Annotated in this window: 13 protein-coding genes and 1 tRNA gene; 7 read left to right on the top strand and 7 right to left on the bottom strand. The window is 59.0% G+C overall.

The features are described from left to right. The first annotated feature begins 47 nt into the window (after nucleotides 1–47). The 5 genes from F6X24_RS19140 to F6X24_RS10695 all read left to right on the top strand — a co-directional run bounded on the left by F6X24_RS19140 (nucleotide 48) and on the right by F6X24_RS10695 (nucleotide 4,794). Nucleotides 48–845 (top strand): ABC transporter permease, encoded by a 798-nt coding sequence (locus tag F6X24_RS19140; RefSeq protein WP_229725028.1) that lies wholly within the window; start codon nucleotides 48–50, stop codon nucleotides 843–845. Then, entirely contained in the window at nucleotides 785–1,261 is a 477-nt protein-coding gene (locus tag F6X24_RS19145) for an ABC transporter permease (protein WP_229725030.1), read from the top strand. Before F6X24_RS19140 ends, F6X24_RS19145 begins: the two co-directional genes overlap by 61 nt. A gap of 184 nt (nucleotides 1,262–1,445) precedes the next feature. Further along, nucleotides 1,446–2,549, top strand: a complete 1,104-nt coding sequence (locus tag F6X24_RS10685; RefSeq protein ID WP_151087985.1) for a Kelch repeat-containing protein — start codon at nucleotides 1,446–1,448, stop codon at nucleotides 2,547–2,549. After that, a complete protein-coding gene (locus F6X24_RS10690) occupies nucleotides 2,533–3,927 on the top strand; it encodes a DUF4270 family protein (protein WP_229725506.1) in 1,395 nt (464 codons plus the stop codon). The genes F6X24_RS10685 and F6X24_RS10690 overlap by 17 nt, the downstream gene beginning before the upstream one ends. A gap of 159 nt (nucleotides 3,928–4,086) precedes the next feature. Continuing rightward, complete coding sequence (locus F6X24_RS10695; protein WP_151087987.1) at nucleotides 4,087–4,794, top strand: PD-(D/E)XK nuclease-like domain-containing protein; 708 nt, start codon at nucleotides 4,087–4,089, stop codon at nucleotides 4,792–4,794. Between the two features lie 127 nt (nucleotides 4,795–4,921). Here F6X24_RS10695 and F6X24_RS10700 read toward each other — a convergent pair whose 3' ends face one another. The 3 genes from F6X24_RS10700 to F6X24_RS10710 form a co-directional block, all read right to left on the bottom strand. Next, nucleotides 4,922–5,923, bottom strand: a complete 1,002-nt coding sequence (locus F6X24_RS10700; protein ID WP_151087988.1) for a J domain-containing protein — start codon at nucleotides 5,921–5,923, stop codon at nucleotides 4,922–4,924. A 311-nt stretch (nucleotides 5,924–6,234) separates the two neighbouring features. After that, on the bottom strand, nucleotides 6,235–6,813 hold the full coding sequence (locus tag F6X24_RS10705) for an MOSC domain-containing protein (protein ID WP_151087989.1): 579 nt from the start codon (nucleotides 6,811–6,813) through the stop codon (nucleotides 6,235–6,237). Nucleotides 6,814–6,895: 82 nt separating this feature from the next. Beyond that, a complete protein-coding gene (locus F6X24_RS10710) occupies nucleotides 6,896–7,360 on the bottom strand; it encodes a hypothetical protein (RefSeq protein WP_151087990.1) in 465 nt (154 codons plus the stop codon). Between the two features lie 158 nt (nucleotides 7,361–7,518). On the opposite strand from F6X24_RS10710, the gene F6X24_RS10715 reads away from it, so the two are divergent. Beyond that, nucleotides 7,519–8,172 carry a Dps family protein gene (locus F6X24_RS10715; protein ID WP_151087991.1) on the top strand — a complete coding sequence of 218 codons (654 nt, stop codon included), beginning with the start codon at nucleotides 7,519–7,521 and terminating at the stop codon, nucleotides 8,170–8,172. Nucleotides 8,173–8,266: 94 nt separating this feature from the next. Here the strand turns inward: F6X24_RS10715 and F6X24_RS10720 are convergent, their stop codons facing one another. Next, nucleotides 8,267–8,734 (bottom strand): low affinity iron permease family protein, encoded by a 468-nt coding sequence (locus F6X24_RS10720; protein WP_151087992.1) that lies wholly within the window; start codon nucleotides 8,732–8,734, stop codon nucleotides 8,267–8,269. Between the two features lie 214 nt (nucleotides 8,735–8,948). On the opposite strand from F6X24_RS10720, the gene F6X24_RS10725 reads away from it, so the two are divergent. Beyond that, nucleotides 8,949–9,030 (top strand) — tRNA-Leu (locus tag F6X24_RS10725). Nucleotides 9,031–9,067: 37 nt separating this feature from the next. Here F6X24_RS10725 and F6X24_RS10730 read toward each other — a convergent pair. From F6X24_RS10730 to F6X24_RS10740, 3 genes are all read right to left on the bottom strand, one after another. Then, nucleotides 9,068–10,645 (bottom strand): NFACT RNA binding domain-containing protein, encoded by a 1,578-nt coding sequence (locus F6X24_RS10730; protein WP_151087993.1) that lies wholly within the window; start codon nucleotides 10,643–10,645, stop codon nucleotides 9,068–9,070. A 23-nt stretch (nucleotides 10,646–10,668) separates the two neighbouring features. Further along, nucleotides 10,669–11,436 carry an MBL fold metallo-hydrolase gene (locus F6X24_RS10735; RefSeq protein WP_151087994.1) on the bottom strand — a complete coding sequence of 256 codons (768 nt, stop codon included), beginning with the start codon at nucleotides 11,434–11,436 and terminating at the stop codon, nucleotides 10,669–10,671. A 98-nt stretch (nucleotides 11,437–11,534) separates the two neighbouring features. Next, nucleotides 11,535–11,921, bottom strand: coding sequence for a response regulator (locus F6X24_RS10740; RefSeq protein WP_151087995.1), 387 nt, complete (start codon nucleotides 11,919–11,921; stop codon nucleotides 11,535–11,537). Nucleotides 11,922–11,939: the final 18 nt, after the last annotated feature.

Genomic DNA, 11,939 nt, shown 5'->3' on the forward strand with positions numbered 1-11,939 from the left:
GCTAGCCGCTCGCAACCACTGGCGAGGACGTAGCTTTACGCCCACTCGTGAATATCGCCCGCTACATATCGCGCCGCATGGACGGGGCCGACTCCGGCTCCTTTACCCACTCCGTCACGCGCATCGCTACGGTCAGCATTGCCCTCGGCATCGCCGTGATGATTGTGTCGTTTTCAATTCTGCACGGCTTTCGGGAGCAGATTCAGAATAAAATCTTCTCGTTTGGCGCGCATCTGCAGCTCTCGCGCTACGATACCAACAACTCGCTGGAGGTAGCGCCTATTTCGGAGCCCGTGCTGCGCCGCCAGCTGGCCCGCTACCCGCAGGTAGCCTCCGTGCAGGCATTTGCCCGCAAAACGGCCATCATCAAAACCACCGACGAGGTGCTGGGCGTAGTGCTGAAAGGGGTGTCGGAAACCCACGGCCCCAGCGCCATGCGGGCCAATATAGTGGCCGGCAGTTTTATTCACTACGCCGACTCGGCCGCCAGCAACGACATTGTTATCTCGCAGAAGATAGCCGATAAGCTGCGCCTTAAAGTCGGCAGTCCGGCCCTGTTCTACTTTATTCAGCAGCCACCGCGGGTGCGCAAGTTCCGGGTGTCGGGTATCTACCAGACTGGCCTCGACGAGTTTGACGAGGTGTACGTGCTCGGCGACCTGCGCCAGATTCAGGAGCTCAATGCCTGGCCCGACTCGCTCGTGGGGGCCTGGAGGTGCGCCTGCGCGACTTTGCGCAGCTCGACCACACCTTCGACCAGTTTTACGAGCAGCTGCCCTACGAGGTGCGCATCGAAAAAACGACCGACCAGTATGCGCAGCTCTTCGACTGGCTTCAGCTGCTGAATCGCAACGTGATTATCTTCCTTATTCTGATAATATTTGTAGCTACCTTTAATATGGTTGCCACTATATTTATCATGATTCTGGAGCGTACCAAGATGATTGGTATCCTGAAAGCGGTAGGCGCTACCGATAACCAGATTCGGGGCATGTTTTTCTTTCGCGGCGTCTCCATTACGCTCCGGGGGCTGGTTATTGGCAATGTTATCGCGCTCGGCTTCTGTGCCTTGCAATATTATTTCCGCATCATTCCGCTCGACCCCGAAAATTATTATATGGACCGGGTGCCCATTGCCTGGAGCCCCGCGGTAATGGTGCTGCTCAATGCCGCTACGCTGGTCGCTTCCGTGCTATCGGTGCTGATTCCTACCTATATGATAGCCCGCATCAAGCCTATGGTCGCCATCCGGTTTGACTAGCCGCCTTCAGCGCCAGGTTGAGGAACTACGCGGCAAAAAAACGACGTTGAGCGACAAAACCCGGCGCGTTAAGCGAACAAGGTGTAATTTAGCGGGGCCAATTGGGCTGTTCAAAAATAAAAACCGGGTGCAACCTGTTTAGTGCTCCGTACGCTCTCTTGGGTATAACAACTTTCCTTTTTTCATGAAAAACTTTCCTCGGCTAGCCGGCCGTTTGCTGGCCCTGATGCTGGTAGCTGGCAGCCTCGGCCTGAGCAGCTGCACCAATTCCGATACCACACCGGTGCTAGGCAACTGGACTGTCGGTAACTCATTTGCCGGTACGGCCCGCAGCAATGCCGTAAGCTTCGTTATCAATAACATCGCCTACGTTGGCACAGGTATTGATGCCAATAGCAAGCGCTATAATGACTTCTATGCCTACAACCCGAAAACCGGTAGCTGGACGCAGGTAACGCCACTGCCGGCTACGGCCCGCTACAATGCTGTAGCCTTTACGGCGGCCGGCAAAGGCTACGTTGGCACCGGCTACGACGGCACCAACTCCGATGTTAACAAAAACTACCTGAGCGACTTCTGGCAGTTTGACCCCACCGTTAATACTGCCACCACCACCGGTACTACTACTATAACCACTACGGGTAGCTGGAAGCGCGTAGCCGACTTTCCAATGCCTAACGGGTTAGGCCGCTACAGCGCGGTGGCTGCCAGCGTAAATGATATTGGCTACGTAGGCTGCGGCTACGATGGCAACTTCGAGAAAGACTTTTATCAGTACGACCCGAAGGCCAACACCTGGGCCCCGCTGGCCAATGGCTTCCCCGGCAACAAGCGCATGGGTGCCCTGGCCTTCACTATCAATGGCCAGATGTATGTAGGAACAGGTACCAACAACAGCCAGTATAATACCGATTTCTGGGCTTATAACCCGGCTGGCGGCGGCACCTGGACGCAAAAGCGCTACCTGGCCAATATCAGCACCTCAACCGATTCGTATGACTATAGCGCTGTGGCGCGGGCCTATGCGTCTTCCTTCGTGATAGGTAACCTCGGCTACGTAACGGTGGGCAGCAGCAGCGCTGTTAAAACCGACTGCTATGCCTACGACCCCACTATGGATACCTGGACGGCTACCAATCCCTTTTACTTCACCACGGGCGGCGGGGCTGGTCGTAACTCGGCCGTGTCGTTTGGTATCGGCAATTATGGCTACGTAGGTACCGGTGCCTCGGGTAGCACGCGATTTGATGATTTCTGGCAGTTTGACCCAAGTGCAGCGCAGCAGTAGTATTGCTGGCTCGTGCCAGCTAAGGCGCTGGTACCAGTGGCCCTGGGTGCTGTTGCTGGCCCTGGGGCTACTGGCTACCGGCTGCTCGCAAGATGTGAGCAACATTGGGGTGGGCCTGCCCACCGCCAATACCAACACGGGGGCTTACCTCGTGGATACGCTCACTATCCGAAGCTCTACCGTGCTGCGCGATTCGGTGGTTACTTCCAATACGAACTCGCTACTCGTGGGCCGCTACACCGACCCGCAGCTGGGTACCATTACGGCCAAGAGCTTTGTGCGCCTGGGCTTAACGAGTTCCTTTATCCCGGACCCTACCGCGGTGTACGACTCATTGACGCTGGTACTTACCCTCGACAATTACCGGTATGGCGATACAACCAAGACGCAGTCGCTGGTAGAGGTGCATCGGTTTACCGACCCCAACAATGCCATTTCTGCTACGAAGGTGTCGTTTGCCTCGCCCCGCCTTACACCCCCGCCCAGCTACAGCCCCACGCTGCTCAACTACGATACTATTCAGCGCAAGAACGTAGCGCCGATTGCTCGGGCCCGGCCTACGCTCACTTCGTTGCGCCTGCATCTGGACAATAACCTGGGGCGCCAGCTACTCGCCGCTGGCCAGCGTGGCCAGCTAAGTACGCAGGATGCGCTGGATAGCTACCTGCCGGGTATTGCGCTCACCCCAGCGCCTACCGACGACGCCACTATTATCCGGCTGAGTGCCACCTCGAGTGGGGCGGGTATTACGCTCTACTATCACCTGCCTACCGACCCCACGACGGTGCTTAGCACCTTTTTCTCGTTTGCAGCCGGCAACCGTCACTTTTACCAGGTAACAGCCGACCGTAGTACCGCGGGCGCCACCAGCAGTACCAACTTCCCGCAAATGTCGCTACAGGCAGTTCCGGCCGCGCTTACCGGGCAGCAAACCTTCGTTGAAGGTGCGCTGGGCCTGCAAACCCGGCTCGATTTCCCGTATCTGACCGATATTCAGCAGTATGGCGCTCATATTACCGTAACCAGCGCGCAGCTAATTGCGCCGGTGCCGGCCTTTAGCGTTCTGCAGTCGCCGTTTGTGCCCGCTCCGCCCCCGCTTATTGTTACGGTTGCCGATGGCAGTAACCGTGTGCAAGCTACTTACCTGGCCAACGTGCCATACATGTCAGGCATTTCTTCGCTCACCGGCTTGCAGCAGGGCTATTACCAATGGTCGATAGCTACTTACGTCCAACAGGTGCTCAACCGCAATGTGCCAAATAATGGCTTGCTGCTGGGGTCGGTTACCTCTGCGCTACCCGACCGCGTCGTACTGGGAAGCGCTCAGAATAAAGATAGCAAGCTCCAGCTCCAGCTCTACTTCATAACCGTGAAGTAAAGCTTGCCGCAGTTAGCTGCGATTGCCAGCTGGCCGGGCTACGTATAAGCGTAGCCCGGCCAGCTGGCAATCTTTTTTTGAGCAGGCTGATAACCAGAAGTTAATAAGAGCACGTCAAAAAAAGACAACTAACTCCTACCTACTTCCTGTTAAAGGAGCGTGTCTGAACAACTTTCCCCTTCCGCTGCCCGCCCCGACCTGCTGCGCGTGTCATACGACGACTACCGCGCCTTACCCGCCATCGCTAACTCCGACCTCTCGCGCCTGCGCGATGCCTTGGATGGCCGCCCGCCGCGGCTCGATTCGGGCTCGGGGGCACTGAGCTTTGGTACTGCGTTTCATACGGCCCTGCTGGAACCTGCCGAGTATCAGGCTGGCCAGCCGGGCCTCAACGATACGCTCGTCTGGTGGCTGGTAGAGGGGGTCAAGCTGAATACGGAGCTGCGCCGCCTGCTCGAAAATGGCGTGACGGAGCGTAGTGCCGTATTTAGTGAGCCCGAAACCGGTACGCTTTGCAAGCTGCGCGCCGACCTGGTGCTCGACCAGCCCGGCCTGCCTTATACAGTGGTAGATTTTAAAACCACGATGGCGCGCGACGCCGAACACTTTCGGTGGCAATGCTCAGCCTACGACTACGACCGGCAGGCGGCCTTTTACACCGATGCCCTGCGGGCCGAGCGATTTTTACTGGTGGGCGTGCAGAAAGTAGAGCCTTTTGGCGTCTTTCCCCTCGAAGTGCCTCCCGCTATGCTGGCCGAAGGACGCCGCAAGTATAAGCACCTGCTACAGCTGCTGCGCGCTCCCGGTACGGCTCCTGCCTATCGCGCAGAGGCAGTGCAGGCAGCCGTGACGGCACTCGGTTTGTAGCTAGCGCAGCTTTCAGGCGCGTGTACACGGTGTAGCCGCGCTCACCCAGCCCCTCTCCAAAGAGCAGAGTGCCAGATAAAAAATGTATTAATATGATAAAATATATTAAATTATTAATTAATATATTTTAAACAATATTTTGCCGCCTGGCTGATAGTTCGCGCAGTAGCTGCCGCAAAGCGGCTGGCTCGTGGAGCTGCCGCACCAGTAGGGCCAGGTAGTCGGTTTCGGCGCGAAGGTCGCGCTTTAGCTGGCGCAGGCGAGTGCGCTGCTGCTTTTCGGTGCCACTCCACGGTGCGTTTTCCACTGGCCGCTGGGCGGTGGCCAGTTCCTGAGTCAGTTGAGTGTACTGCTGCTTCAGAGCGGCCGTATAGCGCTCCAGGAGCACTGCTGCTTCCGTGCCGGGCTCCCCAACTGCTTCCGACTCGGCCAGTAACGTAAGCAGCGCGGCCAGGTCGGCAGCGGCATAAGCTGCCGTGATGCGTTGCATTAGCTCAGTTTGAGTCTGCTGGGTGGTCGCATCGGCCCGAGCGGCCCGGTCTGGATGGTGCAGGCGGGCCAGCTGGCGATAAGCTGCTTTGGTATGCTGTAGCAGGTCGTGGCTTTCATTCGCACGGGTTTTTAGCTGCTCCTCAGCCTTGGCGCGGGCGCGCTGCTGACGGCGGGCGCGGGCCAGGGCGGCCGCCTGCTCGTGGGGCAGCTCGGGTGGAGCAGCTGACGCGGCAGGGAGCGGTGGCTCGGAGAGTGGAACGGCGGCCGGCGCGTAGCGGGCCAGCACTTCAGTCTCATCTTCCCCAAACCGTTCCTGTAAGCTTAACGCATTGTGCACCAGCAGTTCCGTTACTTGCACTTCTTCGGCGCGCGTAAGATAGCCGCTGGTCAGGGCTACTTCCAGCGGCGCATATAAGCTTCGTCGGGCCGCTACCGCCGCCACGGCCACCGGCCCCACCTGCCGCCAGTACGTTTGGCGGGCAGCCGCCTGCGAGGCGAGTAGCACCCGCAACTGCTCGCGTAGCGCATTTACGGCCTCAATGGCCTGGCGAAAGGCCTGCTGAGCTACCGAAGCCGTGCCCTGCGGGGCAGCCTGGTCGGGTAAAAACTGGCGGCGAAGAGCAGAGAAATCGGACACGTAATAGCAGAAATAGCAGCCTGAGAGAATCCTATGTTTGAGCCGTGGCTTAAACATAGGATTCTCTCAGGCTGAGCTGAATGAAGGCGCGGTGCGCAAGTCCCTGGCTGCTCATGGCATCGAGCTGATTGGGGGCGGCCTACATGAAGCGTATTCATACCGTAATGGCCAACCAGCGCGAGCTGGTGGAGGTGCCCGGCTCATTTACCCCAAAAATCATGCGCATGGGCGGTGCATAAAAAAGATGACTACGCTAAATCCGGTTCGGGGAACCATTTCGTAAGAAGGATAGGCTCGCCAGAGCCGTGTTTTCATAGCTCAGGAAAGCCCGCTGCCTTTGGCTGCGGGTTTTTTATTGTCTGGGCTGGCTCGGCGGCCGGCAGCACAAGCACCGCATCGCCCACCCGCAAGCGGCCCCCCTGCGCAATATGCGCCGTGAGACCGCCGTGGCCGCGCATGGCATTGTAGCCGCCCGCCCCCAGCTCTTCTTCCATGCGTGAGCAGGGATGGCACTCACCAGTAATGTCAAGAATAACCTCGTTGCCGAGCTGAATCTGCCGGCCTTTGAGGGCCAGCAGGTTAAGGCCGCTGATAACGAGATTTCGGCGGAGCCGGCCGGGCGCTAGCGGGCCGGGCAAGCCCAGAAATCCCGCTACGGCCGCCAGGTGCTCGTGCTGAATAAGGGTAATCTGCCGCTTGCCGCCCGCCTTCGGGCTGGCGTGGTCGCCGGCCAGGTGCCGGTCGGTAATGACCTCGGCCTCAGCTACCGCCTCCAGCGCGGCGCGGCGGGCCGGGCGCAGCCCTATCCATTCGAGCCGCCCCTGCTGGGGCAGCGTAGCCAGCAGCCGCGCAACCGTCGATTTATCATCGCCAAAAAAAGGAAAAGCCATTGGGTAAAAAATAACGGGTGAGGGTAAGAATGGGAGGGTTGGGAGATTTAGTATAGTCTGATAATAATGTTCTAGTAATTGCCTAAAGTTCGTCGGGCGTGCCGAAGCCCTCGCGTATCTCGGGGTGGCTAATCTGACCGCCCAGGTTGCCGGCCCTTGCCAGCAGCCCGAAGCTAAGCGCAGCGCCTAGCGCCGTAAGCCACACCAGCTGCCGCGCCCGACTAGCCTGCTGCCCAAGCTGCAGCAGGGTCAGCAGCGCCAGCGTGCCGGTAGCAGCCAGCACCCAGTAGCCCAGGCGGGCCGCCTGCGCGTGGTGCTGAATCAGGGCCTGGCTCACGCGGGGCATGTCTTTGACTACCTGGGCGGCGCCCGGCCCCGTTAGCTGCGCGGGCAAACCGGCCACCACCGCCAGCACCAGCGCCCAAAGGCCGGCCCGCAATACGGCATCCTGCCGCCAGCCTAAGCCCGCCAGCAGTAGCAGCAACCCCCCCAAAGCTCCAAAAATCGGGGCGTGATTGAAAAGCAGGTGCCAATGTGCCTGGTTCATAAAACAGAGGGAAAGCCCAGGCATTAGCCCAGTCTAGTGTTTAAAACTTAAAGGTACAAGCACCAACCCCAGGGCAGCCCTTGCGTATTGATTGGTAGAATGTGCCGGCCACTATTCCCGCTCCGGCTCCGAGTTCTTACACTTTTTAGTTTTTCCTTATGGCTACGAAAGCCCCAGCTAAAGCCTCTGTTAAAGGCGTCACCAATCTGAAGGGTGCCGGCCAGCCTCAGTCCAACTCTGCCGTCAATATTCAGCCCCTGCTCAACCAGCAGCTGAAGGCACCCTCGCCTACGCAGCGCTTTGGCACGGTGAGCCAGCGCCTGCCCATCGGCCTCACCGATGAGGTGCGCCTGGCCAGCGTAAACATGCTCAACCAGCTGCTGGCCGATACTATTTCGCTGCGCGATTTGTATAAAAAGCACCATTGGCAGGTGGTAGGCCCCACGTTCTACCAGCTGCACCTGCTCTACGATAAGCACTACGAGGAGCAGGCCGAGCTGGTCGATACGATTGCCGAGCGCATCCAGATTCTGGGCGGCGTAGCCGTGGCAATGGCCGCCGACGTAGCTGAAACCACCAGCATTCCGCGCCCCCCGCGCGACCGCGAGGAGGCTCCCGTGCAGGTGTCGCGCCTGCTCGAAGCCCACCAGATTATCCTGAAGAACTGCCACGACTACGCTAAAAAAGCCGATGATGCCGGCGACGACGGCACCAACGACCTGATTGTGAGCAACGTGATGCGTACCAATGAGCTACAGGTATGGTTCGTGTCGGAGCACATTGTGGAGTCGCCGCTCACGCGGGCCGAGTAACAAGAAAAAGAGTACCAACAAGCGGGGTCAAATATAAATAATAATATGTATTGTTACTTATGATTTGACCCCGCTTGTTGGTAAGCTACTGGCGCTATTGGCGGTGAGCGGCTAGTTTTTCATGGTGGTTATCTTCAGCTTCTTCCACCGAGTGCGTTTCACCCAAGTCGTTGTCGGCCTTGGCTTTGTCGGCCAGCAGGCAATAAAACTGGTGAATAAGCCGGATTTCTTCTTCCGAAAAGTCCTGGGCGTTGATGAGGCGGTTGCTCGCCCCCTTGGTAGCGGCCAGCAGCTCGTTTAGCTTGAGGTGTAGTACCAGCGAGTCTTTGTTTTGCGCTCGCTGAATCAGAAATACCATCAAAAAGGTGATGATGGTGGTGCCGGTATTAATCACTAGCTGCCAGGTTTCGGAATAGTGAAAAAGCGGCCCCGACAGTGCCCATACCAGCACAATACCGACGGCGCTCACAAACACCGAGGTTGTGCCCGAGTACCGGGTAGTTTGTTCCGCAAAGCGGCCGAAGAAAGAAGTCCTGTTCGCTACCTGGGGAGAGTCGGCCATTGAGAATAGTAGAAAAAAATGTAAGCTGCGAGCAGGAGCTAATATCCTGCCAAGTAAGCGATAAAGCTATGAGTAGTGCCTGAGCCTCCACTTTTTTAGGCGTAAAATGCCCCAGGCAATTTGCAAAAGCAAGCCGGCGTAGTACATTTGCACCCGCTTCGCCGCCTCAGCGAAGCCGGCCCTGAGCCGACTACAAAGTTGCCGATTGCTTTTTGCGCACGTGGTGAAACTGGTAGACACGCCATCTTGAGGGGGTGGTGCCTTCGGGTGTGGGAGTTCGAATCTCCCCGCGCGCACGCAATAGTAAAAAAGCCCGCTGCCAAGCGGGCTTTTTTATGCCTGGTTATGTTCAAAAGGGTTACCGGGGACTACCAATATCACCCGTTCGCGCTCTACCAGTACCTGGCCGGGCAAAGCGCCTTTGGGCTTGCGCACAAATTTTTTAGGAGTCACCGTAACCGGGCATAGTGAGTCGTGCTGGCGGCGCGAGTACCAGCCGGCCAGCTGCGCGGCGCGCCCTATTACCGGCTCCGGTATAGCCTGGCCCGACCGATGCCGGATAACCACGTGAGAGCCGCTCACGTCCTTGGCGTGCAGCCACAGGTCGTCTTTATGAGCATATTTCTGGGTAAGCAGGTCGTTGTTCTGCGCATTACGACCTACCAATATGGTGAATTCCATATATTCAAACACCTTGAAGGGTAGCTCGGCTCCGGCCTTGCCCGCTGCTGGAGCCGGGTCGAGGGCGTGTAGCTTGCGCCAGGCCCGCAGGCTGCGCAGCTCGTGCAGGGCATCCAGCTCTTCAAGCAGCTCCAGGGCGTGCATTGCCTCAGCTTCGCGGCTGCTGATGCGGGCTTGCAGCTGGCGCTCTTCGATTTGCTGGTTTTTGGCTTTGCGGTAAAGGTTTTCGGCGGTTCGCTGAGGCTTTTCGAGGGGCTTTAGCTTGACTACAACTTCCTTATTGGTGTAAAAGTCGACGGCTTCGAGCTGGGCGGCACCCGGCGCAATGGCATGCAGGTTGGCCATGATAAGGTCGGCACGGTGGCGATAACCGGCCTCGTGGGCCAGCGCCCGCAACCGCTGGCTGGCCAGGTGGGCGCTGGTGCCGGCTTCCTCGGCGCGGCGCGTAAGCAGCTGCCGCAGCTGCCGGCGCTCGGCTTCGAGCGCGCGGCGGGCCAGTGCCAGCGGTATAAATCGCCGCAGGGCAGCCACCGGGTCGGTGCCGGGCAGCGTTTCCAGGATTTCGCCCAGCGGCATCAGGCTCAGGCGCGTGCGGCCGTCGAGGTAGATAAAATAATAAGCCGTGGGACTTTCCAGCTCGGCCAGCAATTCGGTAGCCAGCTGCTGTTTTTGCTCAGTTGGCGCTTCTTCGTAGCCGCGCTGCTCGCGCAGAAAACGGGCCGGCAGGTCGGCCAGGGCAGGTGGCAGCTTGCCGGGCGCGCCGGCCATCGGTACTACGTAGCTGGTGCCCGGTGCGGCGGGTCGCAGGTCGGCATCGGTGGCATAGCGCTGATGAAACAGCTGCGGCGTCGCTGTCGGGCTGGCCCGGAATATAGCGTTCGGGCGTGGCCCGTAGAGCTTGAACACCAGCGTGGCCGCGTCTTCTTCAAAGTTGACTTGTAATACCCGGTCTTGCGGCCAGGCCTCAACACTGGCCACGGTGCGGCCTAGCAGCTCGGGCAGCAAATCGACCGAATTCTGGCGGGCGCGGTGGAAGGTTTCGGGCAGGGCCAGGGCGGGGAAGCCGGCCCCGAGCTGCGCCTTCAGCCAGTACTCGGTACCGGCTTCGCTTAGCAGGCCAAGTACCAGCTCATCTTTTTCCTGCGAAAAGCAGCTGGCCACGCGGCAGCCACGCAGCCGCGCGGTGAGGGCCGGGGCCAGCTGCCGCAGGAAGTAGTAGTTGGTATGCATAAGGTAAGCAGCGCCGGAATTGCCTATACCTCCACCTGCAGCCCATCGTAGGCCAGGCGCACCCACGGAGGCAGGGTAGCTTCTACTTCGCGGTGGCGGCCCAGCTGGTGGCTGATGTGGGTAAGGTAGGCCCGGCGTGGCTTCAGCTCTTCCAGAATAGCCACGGCCTGGCCGAGCGTGAAGTGTGAGATGTGCGGCTCGTGGCGCAGGGCATTGAGCACGATGGTGTCGGCCCCGCGCAGCTGCTCCAGGGTGCTGGCGGGCAGGTAGTTGGCATCGGTAAGATACGCCAGGCCGCCCAGCCGGAAGCCCAGCACGGGTAGCTTGTGGTGCAGGGCCCGCAGCGGCTGCACGGCCAGCCCCAGCACGTCAAACGGCTGCTGGTCGTCGGTAATCGGGTGCAGGCTCACCTGCGGGACGCCGGGGTACTTGTGCTCGGCAAACACGTAGGCAAACTCGCGCTTGAGCTGCTCAAGTACCCGCGCCTCGGCGAAGAGGGGCATTTCCTGCTGCTGCCGAAAATTAAACGCCCGCACATCGTCGAGGCCGGCGGTGTGGTCCTTGTGCTCGTGCGTGTACAGAATACCGTCGAGGTGGCTGATGTGCGCCCGCAGCATTTGCTGCCGGAAGTCGGGCCCGGTATCGATAACCAGGCTGCGGCCTTCCACGGCCAGGTGCGCCGATACGCGCAGCCGCTGGTCGCGGTAGTCGAGCGAGCGGCATACGGGGCAGGAACAGCCAATCATTGGCACCCCCGACGAAGTGCCCGTTCCCAGAAAGGTTAGTCTCATGCTGCGATAAGTGTCGGGTAGCCGCCGGCCACCAGCTTTTCGGCGGCGAAGAAAGGCACAAAGCTAACCGCCAGGCGCGACTAGTGGCCGGCGGTCAGCTAGCCGATGTATTGCCGCACCATACGAACCAGGGCATCAAAGTCGAGCGGCTTGGGCAGGTAGTCGGTTATGCCGGCTTCCTGAAACTGCTCCAGGGAATAGTTGTTTGCATTGCCCGTAATGGCGATAATGGGTAGCCCCTGGATATGGGGGTCAGCGTGGCTGCGAATTTCGCGGGTGCATTCTATACCGTTTTTTATTGGTATATTAATATCCATTAATACTCCGTCAATAGCATTGTTTTCCAGTTGGCGTAGCACTTCGCCGCCATTCTTGGCCAGCACCACGCGATACTTCTGCTGTTCCAGAATTTTACGGGTAAGACTGATAATAACCGAGCTGTCTTCGGCAATCAGGATAGTTTTCGGTTGAGGGTCAGGAGCCATTTGAAGGTAGAAGAGGTA

This window comes from Hymenobacter baengnokdamensis (assembly GCF_008728635.1).
GTDB lineage: Bacteria > Bacteroidota > Bacteroidia > Cytophagales > Hymenobacteraceae > Hymenobacter > Hymenobacter baengnokdamensis.

Excerpts from the sequence above, each read along its gene's own strand:
- F6X24_RS10685 (WP_151087985.1), top strand. The coding sequence starts at position 1,446 with ATGAAAAACTTTCCTCGGCTAGCCGGCCGTTTGCTGGCCCTGATGCTG.
- F6X24_RS10705 (WP_151087989.1), bottom strand. The coding sequence starts at position 6,813 with ATGGCTTTTCCTTTTTTTGGCGATGATAAATCGACGGTTGCGCGGCTG.
- F6X24_RS10710 (WP_151087990.1), bottom strand. The coding sequence starts at position 7,360 with ATGAACCAGGCACATTGGCACCTGCTTTTCAATCACGCCCCGATTTTT.
- F6X24_RS10715 (WP_151087991.1), top strand. The coding sequence starts at position 7,519 with ATGGCTACGAAAGCCCCAGCTAAAGCCTCTGTTAAAGGCGTCACCAAT.
- F6X24_RS10720 (WP_151087992.1), bottom strand. The coding sequence starts at position 8,734 with ATGGCCGACTCTCCCCAGGTAGCGAACAGGACTTCTTTCTTCGGCCGC.
- F6X24_RS10730 (WP_151087993.1), bottom strand. The coding sequence starts at position 10,645 with ATGCATACCAACTACTACTTCCTGCGGCAGCTGGCCCCGGCCCTCACC.
- F6X24_RS10735 (WP_151087994.1), bottom strand. The coding sequence starts at position 11,436 with ATGAGACTAACCTTTCTGGGAACGGGCACTTCGTCGGGGGTGCCAATG.
- F6X24_RS10740 (WP_151087995.1), bottom strand. The coding sequence starts at position 11,921 with ATGGCTCCTGACCCTCAACCGAAAACTATCCTGATTGCCGAAGACAGC.